We start from the raw sequence: 15,882 nt of genomic DNA, 5'->3' as shown, positions 1-15,882 counted from the left end.
GAACTGGGCAAATACACCCACAAGTGCTAATATTTTCGCGCCGAGGGTTCCAGACGAACCGGTCTCGCAGACGATAATCAAAACGCGAATTGTTTGCAGCCAATTGCCGCGCCGTCGGGCGACCGCTCCATGAGTGCTGTCGATGTCCGACGACATCAACGTGGAGGAAAAGCCAATGGCCTGGAGGAGATCTCAGGCGGGTTCGACAAGGTAAGCAGCACGGCCGGGCAACTGTCTGACGAGCAAAAGGCAGCCCTTTCGGCACTGGTCGGGCCGATGATGCCGACGCTCAACGGGCTGTTCGACAAGGTGTTGGCCATCCCCGGCGTTTCAGACACCCTAAAGCCGACGATCGACGCATTGAAGGCCAAGCTCGCCGGCCTGTCGGCCTGACAGAGCGGCTAGAGAGAGAGAGAGAGAGAGAGAGAGAGAGAGAGAGAGACCGCCGGCCTTTTGCGCGCTGCGCGGACTGGCGGCAATTGTCATCGACAAAATCGAACGAAGGAGGATCAGCCATGGCTGACAAATCGACATTCACCTCGGAAGAATGGACGCTGCTCTTGGAGAGCGTGATGATGGCCGGCATTGCCGTGACGGCGGCAGAGCCGAGCGGCCTCTGGGGTATGCTGAAGGAGGGCATCGCCAATAGCAGCGCGCTTCTGCAGGCAAAATCGGATGCCGCAAATCCCCTTGTCAAAGCGCTTGTCGCCGACTTCGAAACCTCGGAAGGACGGACCGCCGCCCGCGACGGCCTGCAGGCAAAACTCAAAGGTGCCAAGCCCCAAGAAATGAAGACTCGTTGCATTGAAACGCTGCGGCAGGCCCGAACCACCGTCGAGACCAAGGCGCCCGGCGACGCCGGGGCATTCGCCGCATGGCTGTACCAGATCAGCCAACGGGTGGCAGAGGCCGCCAAGGAAGGTGGCTTCATGGGCTTTGGCGGCGTTGCGGTGAGCGACGCGGAGAAAGCTACCTTGTCGGAAATATCGGCAGCTCTGAAAGTCGCCTGACGCAGGCCCTGCCGGAGCAGGTCACGTCGTGCAACGGGCCTTTGACGGAACTACGAGATTCGCGCCGCCATCTCTGGCCGTTTGACGAACTGCGGCATGATTGCGACGATTGAGTCGAAGAAAATATGGCGGAGAGGGTGGGATTCGAACCCACGGTACGGTTGCCCGTACGCCGCATTTCGAGTGCGGTGCTTTCGACCACTCAGCCACCTCTCCGCTTTGCTGGTCGGCGCTTGGTTAGCGCGGTCGGGTTCATAGCGGCAGATTCGGGTGCTGGCAAGGGCCTGTTTGAAGAATATGTAACGGCCCCGTTGCTTTCGCCTTGACACACACGCGCGATTCCTTGTAATCCGCGCAATGAAGTGGTGTGGCCTGGCCATTCCGCATCGGGTGTGATTTGCGCCCTTTCACCGGTGGATATCCTTTTGGGCATTCCACTCAACTGTCGACTGACAAAAAGACGGCCTTGTCCTCGGGCAGAGAGCCGGATCGAACATGAAAGGATAAAAAATGTTCGCAGTCATCAAGACCGGCGGTAAGCAGTACCGCGTGGCCGCCAACGACGTCCTCACCATCGAAAAGCTGGAAGGCGTTGCAGGCGACAAGATCGAATTCACCGAGATCCTGATGGTCGGCGTTGGCGCCGATGCAACCATCGGTGCTCCGTTTGTCGAAGGCGCCGTTGTCAGCGCTGAAGTTGTGGAACAGGGCCGCGCCAAGAAGGTCATCGCCTTCAAGAAGCGTCGCCGCCAGAACTCCAAGCGTTCGCGCGGTCACCGCCAGCACCAGACGACCGTCCGCATCCTGGACATCGCTGCTGCTGGTGGCAAGGCGAAGAAGGCTTCGAAAAAGACCGAAGCCGCCGCTGAAGCCGCTGCAAACTGAGTTCAGGGATCTAAGGTTTAAAGGAGAACACCAATGGCACACAAAAAAGCTGGCGGTTCGTCGCGTAACGGTCGCGATTCTGAGTCCAAGCGCCTTGGCGTGAAGAAGTTCGGCGGCGAAAACGTCGTTGCAGGCAACATCATCGTGCGCCAGCGCGGCACGAAGTGGCATCCGGGCGCCAATGTCGGCCTCGGTAAGGACCACACGATTTTTGCACTTACGGCCGGCAACGTGGACTTCCGTACGAAGGCCAATGGCCGCGTGTACGTGTCTGTAATGCCGAAAGCCGAAGCAGCGGAATAAGCCGGTAGCGCTCTAAAACAGCCGGCGTCTCATCGACCCGGCTGACGCACCTGATGGTTCCAAGCCAGACTTCAAAGGGGAGATGGGGCAATACCCAACTCCCCTTTTTCGTTTCTGGAGGAAACCATGCAAACCGAGTTGTTGAGGGAAGACCAATCCCGGTCTCCCGAGCAGAGGCTGAGGCCCCAACGGTCAAGGACCGATTGCCCGATATTGTTGTCACCCCGGCTCGTTCTGCGCGCGCCCCATGAAGACGATATCGACGCCCTTGCCCATCTTGCCAACAATGCCAATGTCGCGACCATGGTCTCGCGCATGCCGCACCCGTATACGACGGCCGATGCCGCCGACTTCGTGCGACGCGCGAAAGCCGGCACGATTGGCAAGTGCGTCTACGCGATTACCAAGGCGGACAATGGCGCATTTCTCGGTTGCTGCGGTATCGAGCCGCATCCCGACGGCAAGACGGCGGAACTTGGCTATTGGCTGGGCGAACCATACTGGAACCAGGGCTATGCCACCGAGGCGGCCCAGGTCCTGACCGACATGGCCTTCCGCACCCGCGATATCGACCAGATCGATGCGCGCTGCCGGGTCATGAACCTCGCATCCCGCCGGGTCATCCAGAAGTGCGGCTTCCAGTTCCAGGGAAGCGGCATGGTCGGCAGCCTGGCGCTCGGCGGCTCGATCGCTGTCGAATGGTACCGGCTCGACCGCAAGACCTGGGTCTCCTTGAGAAGCTGGGGAGGCATGCGATGAACGCGCTCGTTTCCGAACGCCAGCGGGTCGTCGCCCGCCCCGGTCCCGGGCCCTGCCCGGTCATCGAGACGAAGCGTCTTGTCCTGCGCCCGCACCGGCGAAATGACGCCGAGGCGATCGCCCAGTCGCTCGGCGATTTCCAGGTGGCGCGCATGCTTGCGCGCGTTCCGGCGCCCTACGACCTGCAGGACGCGCTCGACTGGCTGACGGCGCAGACCTCAGGCCTGACGCCCGACTGGACATTCGCCGTCACCACTGGCGACGACGTGCATATCGGTTGCGTCGGCATCGAGCTCCGCCATGGCCAATGGCATGTCGGCTACTGGCTGAACCGCTTCTACTGGGGCAAGGGTTTTGCCTCCGAGGCGGTCTATGCCGCGGTCGAGCGCTTCTTCCGCCGCATGCCGGAAACGATGCTGCATTCCGGCGTCTTTGCCGACAATCCGGGCTCGCTGAAGGTGCAGGAAAAGATCGGCTTTCAGATCACCGGCTGCACCCAGGTCTATGCGCTCGCCCGCAACGCCATGGTCGCGCATATCGAAACCCGGCTGACCGCTGCCGATCTGCACCGACCGCATTGAACGACATCCCCCGCGAAGCTCGCCTTTGCGGGGGATTTTTCATGAAAGCGTGAAGCCGACTGGCAGGTGATCGGAGCCCTTGGCGTCATATTCCGTCCAGGCGTCCGTCAACCGCGGAACGAGGCCGGCGCTTAAGAAACAATAGTCGAGGTGCATGCGTTTTTCGGGGTTTTCGGGATGAATCCAGCTATAGCTTTCCGGCGTCAGTCGACCGAGATGGGCAAGCACGTCGACCGGATTCTCAAGCCGCAGCGAACGGCCATAGTAGGCATCGCGCGCACCCACCATGGCACAATATTCCGGCGTCTCCGGCTCCATGTTGAAATCGCCCATGACGACGAAGTCCTCCGGATGCGGCGGCTCGGCAAGGCCGAAATCGACCGCCCCGGTGATCGCGCCACCTTCGAGCGGATAGCCGAGCAACCGGTCCTTCAGGTAGCGGATCTGGGCGATGCGCTCGGCGGGAAGCACATGATCGAGATGCACGGAATAGACCCGGAGCGGACCGCCGGGCGTCGCGATCAACGCTTCGGTCGCACCGCGCTGCAGGTTCATCGGGCTGATCGTGCGGGTGCGTGGCAGGGGGATCAGCCGCGTCGCAAGGATCGGCCAGCGCGACAGGATCATGTTGCCGAACTGGAAGCGGCGGCTGACGGCGCGGCCATCTTCGATCGTCGAGCCGACGTCGATATCGCAGGGCGCGTGAAAGGCCGCGAAATGACCCGGGAACAACTTTTCGAAGCGGGCGACGAGATCGACGTGATCGTTGCGATGAAAACCGCGCGTTACTTCCTGCAACGCAATGATGTCGGCGTCCCCGACCGAGGCCGCGATGCGTTCGGGGTCGAAGCGGCCGTCGAGACCGATACCGTATTGGATGTTGTAGCTGACGAACCGCACGATATTCTTTGACCTCCGAATAAACCGCCTATATCGATGGCGGCAAATTAAGACCGCGCACCTACACCGAACAGATGGCAGCCCAATGAAATTTCTCGACGAAACGAAAGTCTATATCCGCTCCGGCGACGGCGGCGCAGGCGCCGTCTCGTTCCGGCGCGAGAAGTTCATCGAGTTCGGCGGACCGGACGGCGGCGATGGCGGTCGCGGCGGCGATGTCTGGGTGGAGGCCGTCAACGGTCTCAACACCCTGATCGACTTCCGCTACCAGCAGCACTTCAAGGCCAAGACCGGCCAGCACGGCATGGGCCGCAACCGCACCGGCGCCGGTGGCGACGACGTGACGCTGAAGGTGCCGGTCGGCACCCAGATCTTCGAGGAAGACAACGAGACGCTGATCGTCGACATGGTGGCCGAGGGCCAGCGCTACCGGCTGGCCGCCGGCGGCAATGGCGGCTTCGGCAACGCCCGCTTCAAGTCGTCCACCAACCAGGCGCCGAACTGGGCCAATCCAGGCCTCGAAGGCGATGAGAAGACCCTCTGGCTGCGGCTGAAGCTGATCGCCGACGCCGGCCTCGTCGGCCTGCCTAACGCCGGCAAGTCGACCTTCCTCGCCGCCTGCACCCGTGCGCGTCCGAAGATCGCCAACTACCCGTTCACGACGCTCCATCCCAATCTCGGCGTCGCGACCATCGACGGCAACGAGTTCATCATCGCCGATATCCCGGGTCTGATCGAAGGCGCGCATGAGGGTGTGGGCATCGGCGACCGCTTCCTCGGCCATGTCGAGCGCACCCGCGTTCTGCTGCATCTGGTTTCCGCCCAGGAAGAAGATGTCGCCAAGGCCTATAAGACGGTGAAGTACGAGCTCGAAGCCTATGGCGGCGGCCTCGAGGATAAGCCGCAGATCGTCGCGCTGTCGCAGATCGACGTGCTCGACGAGGACGAATTGAAGGTGAAGGCCAAGGCGCTGGCAAAGGCCTGTGGCGAACAGCCCCTTCTGCTTTCCGCCGCAGTCGGCAAGGGCATGACCGAGGCGCTGAGGGCGCTGCGCAGCGTCATCGTCGCCGCCAAGGCCGGCGAAGGCTTCGGCGAGGAGAACCTCTAAGATGACCAAGACCCGCAAGCCGCTTTTGAAGTATCGCCGGGTCGTCATCAAGATCGGGTCGGCATTGCTGGTCGACCGCGCCACCGGGTTGAAAAAAGCCTGGCTCGACGCGATGTGCACCGATGTCGCCAATCTCAAGGCTAACGGCGTCGAAGTGCTGGTCGTCTCATCGGGCGCGATCGCGCTTGGCCGCACGGTGCTCAACGTGCCGGCGGGCGCGCTCAAACTGGAAGAAAGCCAGGCGGCCGCCGCCGTCGGCCAGATCGCGCTGGCGCGCGCCTGGTCGGAGAGCCTCTCGACCGATGCGATCGTCGCTGGCCAGGTCCTGCTGACGCTCGGCGACACCGAGGAGCGCCGCCGTTATCTCAATGCCCGCGCCACCATCAACCAGCTGCTGAAGCTCGGTGCCGTGCCGATCATCAACGAGAACGACACGGTCGCAACGACCGAAATCCGCTATGGCGACAATGATCGCCTCGCCGCCCGCGTCGCCACCATGGTCGGCGCCGACCTCCTGGTGCTGCTCTCCGATATCGACGGGCTCTATACCGCCCCGCCGCATCTCGACCCGAATGCCCGCTTCCTCGAAACGATTGCCGAGATCACGCCGGAAATCGAGGCCATGGCCGGTGGTGCCGCGTCCGAGCTTTCGCGCGGCGGCATGCGCACCAAGATCGATGCCGGCAAGATCGCGACGACCGCCGGCTGCGCCATGATCATCGCCTCCGGCAAGCCCAACCATCCCCTTGCAGCAATCGAAGAAGGCGCCCGCTCCTCCTGGTTTGCCCCCTCGGGTTCACCGGTGACCGCGCGCAAGACCTGGATTGCCGGGCAATTGCTGCCCGCCGGAACACTCAGTGTCGACGCCGGTGCCGAAGAGGCGTTGCGCTCTGGCAAGAGCCTGCTGCCGGCCGGCGTTCGCGACGTCACCGGCAGCTTCAGCCGCGGCGATACCATCGCTATTCTCGGCACATCGGGCCGCGAGATCGCCCGAGGGCTTGCCGGCTACGACGCCGACGAGGCGCGCCAGATCGCCGGCAAAAAATCGGCCGAGATCGCCGCGATCCTCGGCTATGCCGGCCGCGCCGCCATGGTGCATCGCGACGATATGGTGATGACCGGAAAACGCGCCCAAGAAGGGGGCAGCCGGAAGGATGAGGTCCATGCTTGACGAGGTGAAGAACAAGGACGACGTCGAGAGCGTCATGCTGGAAATCGGCCGCAGGGCCAAGGCCGCCAGCCGACCGCTTGCTGTCGCCAGCGCCGAACGCAAGCACGCCGCCCTCATCGCCATGGCTGATGCGATCGTCGCGCGCATGGACGAGATTCTCGCCGCGAACGCGATCGACCTGGAAAACGCCCGCGAGACCGGCGTCGCCAGCGCCTTCATCGACCGCCTGACGCTCACCGAAGGCCGCATCCGCGACATGGCGAACGGCATCCGCGCCATCGCCGAGTTCAAGGACCCGGTCGGCGACGTGATTGCCGAATGGGACCGGCCGAACGGCCTACACATCGAGCGCGTGCGCACCCCGCTCGGCGTCATCGGCGTCATCTATGAAAGCCGGCCCAACGTGACGGCAGACGCCGGCGCGCTCTGCCTCAAGGCCGGCAATGCCGTGATCCTGCGCGGCGGCTCCGACAGTTTCCATTCCTCGGGCGCCATCCACGCCTGCCTCGTCGAGGGCCTCAGGGCCGCGGGCCTGCCCGAGCACGCGATCCAGATGGTGCCGGTCGCCGACCGCGCCGCCGTCGGCGCCATGCTTGCTGGTCTTGGCGGCGCAATCGACGTCATCGTGCCACGCGGCGGAAAGAGCCTGGTTGCCCGCGTCCAGAATGAAGCGCGCGTGCCGGTCTTTGCTCATCTCGAAGGTCTCTGCCACATCTATGTCGACGCTTCGGCCGACCTTGCCATGGCGGAAAAGATCGTCGTCAACGCCAAGATGCGCCGCACCGGCATCTGTGGCGCGGCCGAAACGCTGCTGATCGACCGCAACGACGCCGAGCGGCTGGTCAAGCCACTGTTGAGCGCCCTACTTGCGACCGGCTGCGAAGTGCGTGTGTCGGATGAGCTCGCAGGCACTATCGACGGCCTAAAGGCCGCGACCGACGAAGACTGGGCAACGGAATACCTCGACGCCATCATCTCGGTGAAGCTGGTCGACGGCATCTCGGGCGCCATCGAGCACATCGCCACCTGGTCGTCGGCCCATACGGAGGCCGTCATCGCCGAGGATGCTGCGGTGGTCGAGCGTTTCTTCTCGGAGATCGATTCCGCGATCCTCTTGCACAACGCCTCGACCCAGTTTGCCGATGGGGGCGAGTTCGGCATGGGCGGCGAGATCGGCATCGCGACGGGCAAGATGCACGCGCGCGGACCAGTCGGTGTCGAGCAACTGACCTCCTTCAAGTATCGGGTGCGTGGTGCTGGACAGGTCAGGCCCTGAAGTGACCGCGGGCAAGGTCAACGCCCGCTACCTGCGCATGCCCCATGTCGAGAGCGGCATGGTGGTCGGCCTCTTCGGTGGATCGTTCAATCCGCCGCACGAGGGCCATGTGCTCGTTGCCGATACGGCGATCCAGCGGTTGGGGCTCGACCAGCTCTGGTGGATGGTGACCCCCGGCAATCCGCTGAAAGACCACAACAACCTGGCGCCGCTCGCCGACCGCATCGCCTTGAGCGAGAAGATCGCACCCAACCCGCGCATCAAGGTGACCGCCTTCGAACAGGCACTAGGCCAAAGCTACACCGCCCGCACGCTGGAGACGGTGCGCGCCCGCAACCGCGATATCCGCTTCGTCTGGATCATGGGCGCCGACAACCTGAAGAGCATTCACCGCTGGCAGAACTGGCAGAAGATCGCCCGCACCTTCCCGATCGCCGTCATCGACCGGCCGGGCTCGACGCTCGCCTATCTCTCCTCGCGCATGGCCAGGACCTTCGACTATGCCCGCATCGACGAGGACGACGCCCGCCGTCTGGCCTATCACGCAGCCCCCGCCTGGACCTTCATCCATGGGCCGCGCTCATCGATGAGCTCGACCGCGCTTCGGGCGGCGAAGCCTACGTGAATTCCCATGATTCACTTCTCCTGTCTTGAAACCGCTACGGTTTGATGCCTACATTCACTAACGGTTCGATCTTTGTTCGAATCGATAGTGCCTGTTCTGTTCATGTGGAAAGGAAAGACCCTGACAACAGCACACGCCAAGGGATATGCGGTCTCCGCGTTCCCGCGCAGCACGGGATCTAGCGACGAAGCCGCTGTCCGTGCGCTTCAACTGGTCCTCGAAAGCCTAGAGGACTCGAAGGCAGAAGATATCGTCAGCATCAACATTGCCGGAAAATCGGCGCTGGGAGACTTCATGGTCGTTGTCTCCGGGCGATCGACGAGGCATGTGATGGCCATTGCCGATCACCTGACGACCGACCTGAAAGACGGGGGCTTTGGCAATGCCCGTGTCGAAGGTCTGGAAGGCGGTGACTGGGTGCTGATCGACACCGGCGATGTGATCGTTCACATCTTCCGGCCGGAGATCCGGGAGTTCTACAACATCGAGAGGATGTGGGCGGCTCCTGAGATCGAGGACGGCACCTTGCATTGAGACCGACCGGGTCGCCGCGCAGCTGAGTGCCGGACGAGCCGAGATGCGGTCATGCATGAATTTGAAGGGCTGGCGCCGCTCGCGGCGTTGTCAGCCGGAAGTTTGTTGCGACTGATCGTAACCTTTTGGGCTCGTTATCCGGACCAGGCGCGAACGACGCTGCAAGGCTCCATGGACGCGGCATAAGATTCTCCTTGAATCGATCCGATTTCAGGAACTATGCAGTGTGCGTTGCAGCGCAAGCGAGGACGGGTAAGGTCATGCGTATCGGACTTTTCGCAGTCGGCCGCCTCAAGGCGGGGCCGGAAAAGGATCTCGCGGCCCGTTATCTCGATCGCTTTTCCAAGGCCGGTCCGGCGATCGGTCTGGAACTTTCCCGCGTCGTCGAAGTCAACGAAAGCCGTGCGTCGAATGCCGACACGCGCAAGCGGGAAGAAGCCTCCCAGCTTGAGAAGGCGCTTGCCGAAGGCAGCCTGCTCGTGCTTCTCGACGAACGTGGCAAGGCGCTCGATTCCGAAGGCTTTGCATCGCTCCTCGGTACGTTCCGCGACAGCGGCAAGCGCGACCTGATGATTGCGATCGGCGGCGCCGACGGCCTCGACCCGAGCCTTCACGCCCGCGCCGATGCGGTGCTCAACCTTGGAAAGATGACCTGGCCGCACCAGCTCGTGCGTATTCTGATCGCCGAGCAGCTTTACCGCGCCGTCACCATTCTCTCCGGCCACCCCTATCATCGGGTCTAGGCGACGTGGGCCGTTTTCCGCGGGATCCTTCACCCGGCAACACGCACCGATAACGAGAATATGCTTGGTCGTGCGCGACAAATCAGATTAGGTTTTTTCTTCATATTTTTCGGATGGACGCACGCAAACCGATGACGCGCCGAGGCAGGACCAGCGCTTTCAGCATGGGAAGAGACGACGCAGGACGGCTTGCCCGTAAAGCGGCGGCCTTTGCGCTCGCGCTGGCGATCGGCCTGCCGGCCGGCGCCCAGGAGGTCACGCCGCCCGGCGCCTCGATGGCCGGCCAGGAACAGGGGCCACCCGATCCTGCCGCCGACCTCACCCTTCGCCGCAACAGCACGCGCAGCGAACTCGACGCGCTTTCGAAGACCATCACGCTGTCGCAGGAACGCGCCAACGCGCTGACCGAGACCATCGCCGAGATCGACAAGACCAACGAGACGCTGCGCGCTGCGATCGTCGATTCCGCCAAAAAACGCCAGGGCCTTGAGCAACAGATCGTCGACGGCGAAAAGAAACTGAGCGATCTGCGAACCAAGGAGGACGCCGTCCGAAAGTCCCTGCATTCGCGCCGCGGGGTACTTGCCGAAGTTCTCGCCGCGCTGCAGCGGATGGGACGCAACCCGCCGCCAGCGATCCTGGTGACGCCGGAGGATGCGCTGTCCTCGGTGCGAAGCGCCATTCTGCTCGGCGCCGTCGTACCCGGTCTTCGCAAGGAAACCGAAAACCTGGTGGCCGACCTCAAGGCATTGGCCGACATTCGCGCCGGCATCGACCGGCAGCGTGAAGAGCTGACCGCGACGATGACGGCCAATGTCGAAGAAGAGCGCCGCATGTCGATGCTGGTCGCCGAAAAGGAGAAGCTGCGCCAGTCGCGCGCCAGCGAGCTCGCCGCCGAGCAGCGCAAGGCGCAGGAACTTGCCAGCCAGGCCACCAATCTCCAGGGCCTGATCGGCTCGCTCGAAAGCCAGATCGCCTCTGTTCGAGAGGCCGCAGAAGCAGCCCGCGCCCAGGAGCAAGAGCGCCTGCGCATGAGCGAGGCCGAGCGCGAAGCGGCACGCGAGTTGGCCCGCAATGCCGTGCCCGACAAAAACCGCATTGCGCCAGCATACGTGTTTTCGGAGCTGAGGAATAAGCTTGCCTATCCGGCCGCGGGATCGCTTTTGCGAAAGTTTGGTGATGCCGATGGCACGGGGCACTCCCTGCAAGGGATCATGCTGGAAACCAATCCCGGCGCGCTGGTGACTGCGCCGTCAGATGGCTGGATCGTCTATGCAGGCAATTTCCGCAGTTATGGGCAGATGATCATTCTCAATCCTGGTGACGGCTACCATGTGGTGCTGTCCGGCATGGAGACGGTGAGCGTGCAGACCGGACAATTCGTCGTGGCGGGTGAACCGCTGGCGACGATGGGCGCAAAAAGAGTCGCAAGTGCTGCGGCCTTGGCGCTGGAAACGGACCGGCCGACGCTTTACATTGAATTCCGAAAAGACGGAAAACCGGTTGATTCCCGACCGTGGTGGACCGCAGCAGAGGTTGGAAAGGCGCGAAATGATACGTAGGGCTTCACTTGTTCTGGTCGGAGCGCTCATGGGCGCGACCGCGATGGGCGTGGTTTATTCGGCTGTCGTTCCGGCCGTCGCTGCCAACACCTCGACCTATCGCGAACTGGCAATTTTCGGCGACGTATTCGAACGCGTGCGCGCGCAATATGTGACGCCGCCGCAGGACGACAAGCTGATCGAGAACGCCATCAATGGCATGCTCTCCTCGCTTGATCCGCATTCGAGCTACATGAACTCGGCCGACGCCGAGGACATGCGCACCCAGACCCGCGGTGAGTTCGGCGGTCTCGGCATCGAAGTCACGATGGAAGACGACCTCGTCAAGGTGACGAGCCCGATCGACGACACGCCTGCGGCACGCGCCGGCGTGCTTGCCGGCGACTTCATTTCGAAGATTGACGGTGCGGACGTTCGTGGCCTGAAGCTCGAAGACGCCGTTGAAAAGATGCGCGGCGCCGTCGGCACCCCGATCAAGCTGACGATCCTGCGCAAGGGCGCGGACAAGCCGATCGAACTGACGATCGTTCGCGACGTCATCGCCGTTCGCGCCGTCAAGGTTCGCACCGAAGGCGACGTCGGCTACCTGCGCGTCATCTCCTTCACCGAGAAGACCTATGACGACCTGAAGAAGGGCATCGAGAAGATCAAGGCGGAAGTGCCGGCCGACAAGCTCAAGGGCTATGTGCTCGACCTGCGCCTCAATCCGGGTGGCCTGCTCGACCAGGCGATCAACGTCTCCGACGCCTTCCTGGAGCGTGGCGAGGTCGTTTCGACCCGCGGCCGCAACCCGGACGAAACCCGCCGCTTCAACGCGACGCCGGGCGACCTGACCGATGGCAAGCCGGTGATCGTGCTCGTCAACGGCGGCTCGGCTTCCGCTTCGGAAATCGTCGCCGGCGCCCTGCAGGATCTGAAGCGCGCAACCGTTCTCGGCACGCGCTCCTTCGGCAAGGGTTCGGTCCAGACGATCATCCCGCTCGGAGAAGCCGGTGCACTGCGTCTGACGACGGCGCTCTACTACACGCCGTCGGGCAAATCGATCCAGGGCACGGGTATCTCGCCCGACATCAAGGTCGAACAGCCACTACCGCCGGAACTGCTCGGCAAGGTCGAGGCTCAGGGCGAATCCGACCTGCGCGGTCACATCCAGGGTCAGAGCGAGACCGACGAAGGTTCGGGCTCGGTCGCCTATGTGCCGCCGGAAACGAAGGACGACCTGCAGCTCAACTACGCACTCGACCTGTTGCGTGGCAAGAAGACGGATCCGACCTTCCCGGCCAACCCGGAACAGGCGCAGCTCAAGAAGTAAGCCTGCAGGGTATGCAATTGAGAGCGCCGCGTGTTCGAAAGAACACGCGGCGCTCTGCATTTCAGTAAGGCGCATCCTCCGCCCAAGGCAGATGCACTGGTCAACGCGACACCGCTAAATTATAGGGGTACAGGCGCTGTCGCGGCCACTGATTCTCAGGCCACCGGCGCGCTAAGGGAAGAACAGGCGAAGCGTCTCAGCGCCGCCTCGCACTGCAGCGCCGCGCGTCCTGCTCGATGCGCAAAGGTCGCTGCAGCACTTTGAATTGCTGCGTGTTTTGTCCTGTGATCGACTATGATCTTAGGCGGGCGTGCAGAAGCGGCAACATCGCACAGATCGACCGAGGCTCCGTTTGGGAACTGATCTCAATGCCCCCCTGGGCCAGAACCGGCGGGTAAAGCCAGCGGCGAAGCGCAATCCCCGACGCATGCTCGGGTTCTCTTTACTCGGCCTCTGTATTGCGACGGTTGTCGGACTGTCGCTGTGGGGCACCCTTGCGCCTGATGGACTGAAGCGCGGTCAGACCGAAACAGCGGCGAACGAGAGCGCCAAGGGCACCGACGAGAAACCAGCGAAGGCAGAAAATGGCCAATCGGGCGCGGGCGGAACGATGAAGCCGGGGACCGCCTATTCCGGCGCCGACGTCGAACATACGCTCACCGATGACGGTTCCACCGTTACCACGTTTTCGCCGCGCGGCCGCGACGGCAAGGGCCCTGCCCTCATCAATGTCGGTCCGATCCGCGGCCAGGATCCGCGCATGGCGGCCATGCCCAATGACGATCTCCTGGAAGAGAGCCCCGCCGGGCGCCTGCCGATCACCGGTCCGGACGGGCTGCGCCCGATGGATCAATATGCGCGGCCCTGGTCCGGCGCGCGCGGCACCCGCATCGCGCTGGTCGTCGGCGGTCTCGGCCTCAGCCAGACCGGAACGCAGAGGGCGATCCGCGACCTGCCGGGCGAAGTGACGCTGGGCTTTGCTACCGCCGGAAACAGCCTGCAGCGCTGGATGCAGGAGGCACGCCGAAGCGGCCATGAGATCCTGCTGCAGGTGCCGATGGAGCCGTTCGACTATCCGGCCAATGATCCCGGTCCCAACGCCTTGCGCATCGGTCTCGGCGCCAAGAAGAACCTGACCGAACTGCACCGCAACCTCGCCGAGATCACCAATTATACCGGCATCATGAATTATCTCGGCGGCCGCTTCCTGTCGGATGCCGATGCGCTGGAGCCGGTCATGCGCGATCTCGGCAAGCGCGGCCTGCTGTTCCTCGACGACGGTACCTCGGCGCAATCGCTCTCGGGCAAGCTCGCCGATGCCTTCGATGTGCCGCATGGCTTTGCCGACCTGACACTCGACACGGAGCTCAGCCGCAGCGCGATCCTGAAGAAGCTCGACGAGCTCGAGCGCATTGCGCGCCGCAATGGCACCGCCATCGGCGTCGCCTCCGCCTTCGACGAAAGCGTCGGCGCGATTGCCTCCTGGATCGGCGAGGCACAGGGGCGCGGCATCGAGATCGTCGGCGTTTCCGCGCTCGTCAAGGATCCGCAACAGAACTAGGTTACAGCCATCCCGACAGGATGATTTGACGATTGTAAAGAAGAGGCAGCCGATGAGCAAAGACAAGGACAAACAACTCAGAGCGGAGGACCTTCCCTATCGTCCTTGCGTAGGGGTCATGGTGCTGAACCGCGCGGGTCTCGTCTGGGCTGGACATCGCATCGCCGTCGGCAATTCCGAATATGATGGCTCGCCGCAGCAATGGCAGATGCCGCAGGGCGGCATCGACAAGGGTGAGGATCCGCTGAAGGCCGCCTATCGCGAACTCTACGAAGAAACCGGCATGAGCACAGTGTCGCTGCTCGCCGAAGCGCCCGGCTGGATCAACTACGATCTGCCCGAGCACCTGATCGGCATCGGTCTCAAGGGCAAGTATCGCGGCCAGACACAACGCTGGTATGCCTTCCGCTTCGAGGGCGAGGAGAACGAAATCGCCATCAACCCGCCGCCGGGCGGGCATGAGCCGGAGTTCGACGCCTGGGAGTGGAAACCGATGCGCGAACTGCCGGAACTGATCGTGCCGTTCAAGCGCAAGGTCTACGAGGAGGTCGTCACGGCCTTCGCGCATCTCGCGCCGTAAGGCGTGTGGCGCAAAAGTGCGCAGCAGTTCTCACTGACAAAAAAGCCGGCGAGATCGCCGGCCTTTCTTTCAAATATTGCGCCGAACTCAGTCGGCTTCGGCCTCGTTGGCCGGGGCAGCGTTGAGCTGGCCGTATTTCTCTTCGCCGATCTTGTCGAGCAGCTCGAGCTGGGTTTCCAGGAAGTCGATGTGGCCCTCTTCGTCGGCGAGCAGTTCTTCGAAGAGCTTCATGGAGACATAGTCTCCAGCGGCGTGACAGATGTCGCGTGATTTCTTGTAGGCGGTGCGGGCGTCGTATTCGCCGGCGAGGTCGGCCTTCAGCACTTCCTTGACGTTCTGGCCGATGCGCAACGGCGCAACCGTCTGCAGGTTGGGGTGGCCTTCAAGGAAGATGATGCGCGCAACGAGCTTGTCGGCATGCTGCATCTCCTCGATGGATTCTGCGCGCTCCTTCTTGGCGAGAAGCGTGTAACCCCAGTCTTCGAGGAGGCGGTAATGCAGCCAATACTGGTTGACGGCACCGAGTTCGAGATAGAGCGCTTCGTTAAGCTGCTCGATGACTTTTGTGTCGCCTTTCAAGATCCGCCCTCCGATTATCCTCATGGAATTGTTTGAGGCGGGTCATGAAATCAAATATCTCGGCGTCCGTCGAGTCGCGGTGCGCGTGATATTGCTCGGTGGTGCGGATGATGATGTCGACGACATTGGGGAAGCAACCGCAGCAACGGCCGCGCTTTTCCATCGCGTGATAGACTTTCGCCGGCACGATCAGCTGCCAACAGTCCTCGTCGAGGAGGCCGATGATCGTATCCTCGATCTCTTTTTCCGTGATGAAATTGCAGCTGCAAACCAGCATGTCGTCTCGCCTGTCGTACGCAACGCCCTGTATCAGCGCATAAAGCAAAACAGGACATTTAGTGTCAACTAAAAACTCCGCGAGCGGAAGTTGCAGGTCGATTAGAACGACTCTAA

At 62.6% G+C, this 15,882-nt stretch carries 20 protein-coding genes and 1 tRNA gene; 17 read left to right on the top strand and 4 right to left on the bottom strand.

Going from position 1 to position 15,882, the window contains the following annotated elements; genetic code table 11:
* The first annotated feature begins 93 nt into the window (after positions 1-93).
* Positions 94-393, top strand: coding sequence for a hypothetical protein (locus tag AC070A_RS15795; RefSeq protein ID WP_494773566.1), 300 nt, complete (start codon positions 94-96; stop codon positions 391-393).
* Positions 394-572: 179 nt separating this feature from the next.
* Complete coding sequence (locus AC070A_RS15790) at positions 573-1,010, top strand: hypothetical protein (RefSeq protein ID WP_309239058.1); 438 nt, start codon at positions 573-575, stop codon at positions 1,008-1,010.
* 126 nt (positions 1,011-1,136) lie between these two features.
* Here AC070A_RS15790 and AC070A_RS15785 read toward each other — a convergent pair.
* Positions 1,137-1,226: transfer RNA gene (locus tag AC070A_RS15785), tRNA-Ser, on the bottom strand.
* Between the two features lie 294 nt (positions 1,227-1,520).
* Here AC070A_RS15785 and rplU point away from each other — a divergent pair.
* The 4 genes from rplU (at position 1,521) to AC070A_RS15765 (ending at position 3,538) form a co-directional block, all read left to right on the top strand.
* Entirely contained in the window at positions 1,521-1,895 is a 375-nt protein-coding gene (gene rplU, locus AC070A_RS15780; protein WP_057254969.1) for a 50S ribosomal protein L21, read from the top strand.
* A gap of 33 nt (positions 1,896-1,928) precedes the next feature.
* Positions 1,929-2,198 (top strand): 50S ribosomal protein L27, encoded by a 270-nt coding sequence (gene rpmA, locus AC070A_RS15775; RefSeq protein ID WP_037470908.1) that lies wholly within the window; start codon positions 1,929-1,931, stop codon positions 2,196-2,198.
* 126 nt (positions 2,199-2,324) lie between these two features.
* A complete protein-coding gene (locus AC070A_RS15770) occupies positions 2,325-2,957 on the top strand; it encodes a GNAT family N-acetyltransferase (RefSeq protein WP_034802649.1) in 633 nt (210 codons plus the stop codon).
* A complete protein-coding gene (locus AC070A_RS15765) occupies positions 2,954-3,538 on the top strand; it encodes a GNAT family N-acetyltransferase (RefSeq protein ID WP_093233098.1) in 585 nt (194 codons plus the stop codon). The genes AC070A_RS15770 and AC070A_RS15765 overlap by 4 nt, the downstream gene beginning before the upstream one ends.
* 39 nt (positions 3,539-3,577) lie before the next feature.
* Here the strand turns inward: AC070A_RS15765 and AC070A_RS15760 are convergent, their stop codons facing one another.
* Entirely contained in the window at positions 3,578-4,438 is an 861-nt protein-coding gene (locus AC070A_RS15760; protein ID WP_112995677.1) for an endonuclease/exonuclease/phosphatase family protein, read from the bottom strand.
* Positions 4,439-4,523: 85 nt separating this feature from the next.
* Between AC070A_RS15760 and obgE the strand changes: the two genes are divergently transcribed.
* From obgE to AC070A_RS15710, 10 genes are all read left to right on the top strand, one after another.
* On the top strand, positions 4,524-5,546 hold the full coding sequence (obgE, locus tag AC070A_RS15755) for a GTPase ObgE (protein ID WP_057254966.1): 1,023 nt from the start codon (positions 4,524-4,526) through the stop codon (positions 5,544-5,546).
* Between the two features lies 1 nt (position 5,547).
* A complete protein-coding gene (gene proB / locus AC070A_RS15750) occupies positions 5,548-6,717 on the top strand; it encodes a glutamate 5-kinase (RefSeq protein WP_058325720.1) in 1,170 nt (389 codons plus the stop codon).
* Complete coding sequence (locus tag AC070A_RS15745) at positions 6,710-7,993, top strand: glutamate-5-semialdehyde dehydrogenase (protein WP_112995676.1); 1,284 nt, start codon at positions 6,710-6,712, stop codon at positions 7,991-7,993. The genes proB and AC070A_RS15745 overlap by 8 nt, the downstream gene beginning before the upstream one ends.
* Before the next feature lie 37 nt (positions 7,994-8,030).
* Positions 8,031-8,618 carry a nicotinate-nucleotide adenylyltransferase gene (locus AC070A_RS15740; RefSeq protein ID WP_112995716.1) on the top strand — a complete coding sequence of 196 codons (588 nt, stop codon included), beginning with the start codon at positions 8,031-8,033 and terminating at the stop codon, positions 8,616-8,618.
* Between the two features lie 102 nt (positions 8,619-8,720).
* Complete coding sequence (gene rsfS, locus AC070A_RS15735; protein ID WP_057254963.1) at positions 8,721-9,152, top strand: ribosome silencing factor; 432 nt, start codon at positions 8,721-8,723, stop codon at positions 9,150-9,152.
* 260 nt (positions 9,153-9,412) lie between these two features.
* Positions 9,413-9,895, top strand: a complete 483-nt coding sequence (gene rlmH, locus AC070A_RS15730; protein ID WP_057254962.1) for a 23S rRNA (pseudouridine(1915)-N(3))-methyltransferase RlmH — start codon at positions 9,413-9,415, stop codon at positions 9,893-9,895.
* A 164-nt stretch (positions 9,896-10,059) separates the two neighbouring features.
* Positions 10,060-11,457, top strand: a complete 1,398-nt coding sequence (locus AC070A_RS15725) for a murein hydrolase activator EnvC family protein (RefSeq protein WP_112995675.1) — start codon at positions 10,060-10,062, stop codon at positions 11,455-11,457.
* Positions 11,447-12,769, top strand: coding sequence for a S41 family peptidase (locus AC070A_RS15720; RefSeq protein ID WP_057254961.1), 1,323 nt, complete (start codon positions 11,447-11,449; stop codon positions 12,767-12,769). The genes AC070A_RS15725 and AC070A_RS15720 overlap by 11 nt, the downstream gene beginning before the upstream one ends.
* 352 nt (positions 12,770-13,121) lie before the next feature.
* A complete protein-coding gene (locus AC070A_RS15715; RefSeq protein WP_113132354.1) occupies positions 13,122-14,330 on the top strand; it encodes a divergent polysaccharide deacetylase family protein in 1,209 nt (402 codons plus the stop codon).
* A gap of 52 nt (positions 14,331-14,382) precedes the next feature.
* Positions 14,383-14,910, top strand: coding sequence for an RNA pyrophosphohydrolase (locus AC070A_RS15710; protein ID WP_057254959.1), 528 nt, complete (start codon positions 14,383-14,385; stop codon positions 14,908-14,910).
* 87 nt (positions 14,911-14,997) lie between these two features.
* Here AC070A_RS15710 and bfr read toward each other — a convergent pair whose 3' ends face one another.
* A complete protein-coding gene (gene bfr, locus AC070A_RS15705) occupies positions 14,998-15,489 on the bottom strand; it encodes a bacterioferritin (RefSeq protein WP_112995672.1) in 492 nt (163 codons plus the stop codon).
* On the bottom strand, positions 15,455-15,712 hold the full coding sequence (locus AC070A_RS15700) for a (2Fe-2S)-binding protein (protein WP_375374132.1): 258 nt from the start codon (positions 15,710-15,712) through the stop codon (positions 15,455-15,457). Before AC070A_RS15700 ends, bfr begins: the two co-directional genes overlap by 35 nt.
* On the opposite strand from AC070A_RS15700, the gene AC070A_RS15695 reads away from it, so the two are divergent.
* Positions 15,614-15,838: a hypothetical protein gene (locus AC070A_RS15695; protein WP_244495724.1), complete on the top strand. Its 225-nt coding sequence runs from the start codon at positions 15,614-15,616 to the stop codon at positions 15,836-15,838. The two genes, AC070A_RS15700 and AC070A_RS15695, sit on opposite strands and share 99 nt — an antisense overlap.
* Positions 15,839-15,882 lie beyond the last annotated feature (44 nt).

The organism is Ensifer sp. GW101-20A05, from assembly GCF_059424735.1.
This window is presented reverse-complemented; position numbering and strand designations above follow the sequence as displayed.

Excerpts from the sequence above, each read along its gene's own strand:
- AC070A_RS15790 (WP_309239058.1), top strand. The coding sequence starts at position 573 with ATGATGGCCGGCATTGCCGTGACGGCGGCAGAGCCGAGCGGCCTCTGG.
- AC070A_RS15710 (WP_057254959.1), top strand. The coding sequence starts at position 14,383 with ATGAGCAAAGACAAGGACAAACAACTCAGAGCGGAGGACCTTCCCTAT.
- AC070A_RS15765 (WP_093233098.1), top strand. The coding sequence starts at position 2,954 with ATGAACGCGCTCGTTTCCGAACGCCAGCGGGTCGTCGCCCGCCCCGGT.
- AC070A_RS15740 (WP_112995716.1), top strand. The coding sequence starts at position 8,031 with ATGCCCCATGTCGAGAGCGGCATGGTGGTCGGCCTCTTCGGTGGATCG.
- rlmH (WP_057254962.1), top strand. The coding sequence starts at position 9,413 with ATGCGTATCGGACTTTTCGCAGTCGGCCGCCTCAAGGCGGGGCCGGAA.
- rpmA (WP_037470908.1), top strand. The coding sequence starts at position 1,929 with ATGGCACACAAAAAAGCTGGCGGTTCGTCGCGTAACGGTCGCGATTCT.
- proB (WP_058325720.1), top strand. The coding sequence starts at position 5,548 with ATGACCAAGACCCGCAAGCCGCTTTTGAAGTATCGCCGGGTCGTCATC.
- rplU (WP_057254969.1), top strand. The coding sequence starts at position 1,521 with ATGTTCGCAGTCATCAAGACCGGCGGTAAGCAGTACCGCGTGGCCGCC.
- AC070A_RS15725 (WP_112995675.1), top strand. The coding sequence starts at position 10,060 with ATGGGAAGAGACGACGCAGGACGGCTTGCCCGTAAAGCGGCGGCCTTT.
- obgE (WP_057254966.1), top strand. The coding sequence starts at position 4,524 with ATGAAATTTCTCGACGAAACGAAAGTCTATATCCGCTCCGGCGACGGC.
- AC070A_RS15770 (WP_034802649.1), top strand. The coding sequence starts at position 2,325 with ATGCAAACCGAGTTGTTGAGGGAAGACCAATCCCGGTCTCCCGAGCAG.
- AC070A_RS15745 (WP_112995676.1), top strand. The coding sequence starts at position 6,710 with ATGCTTGACGAGGTGAAGAACAAGGACGACGTCGAGAGCGTCATGCTG.
- rsfS (WP_057254963.1), top strand. The coding sequence starts at position 8,721 with ATGTGGAAAGGAAAGACCCTGACAACAGCACACGCCAAGGGATATGCG.
- AC070A_RS15720 (WP_057254961.1), top strand. The coding sequence starts at position 11,447 with ATGATACGTAGGGCTTCACTTGTTCTGGTCGGAGCGCTCATGGGCGCG.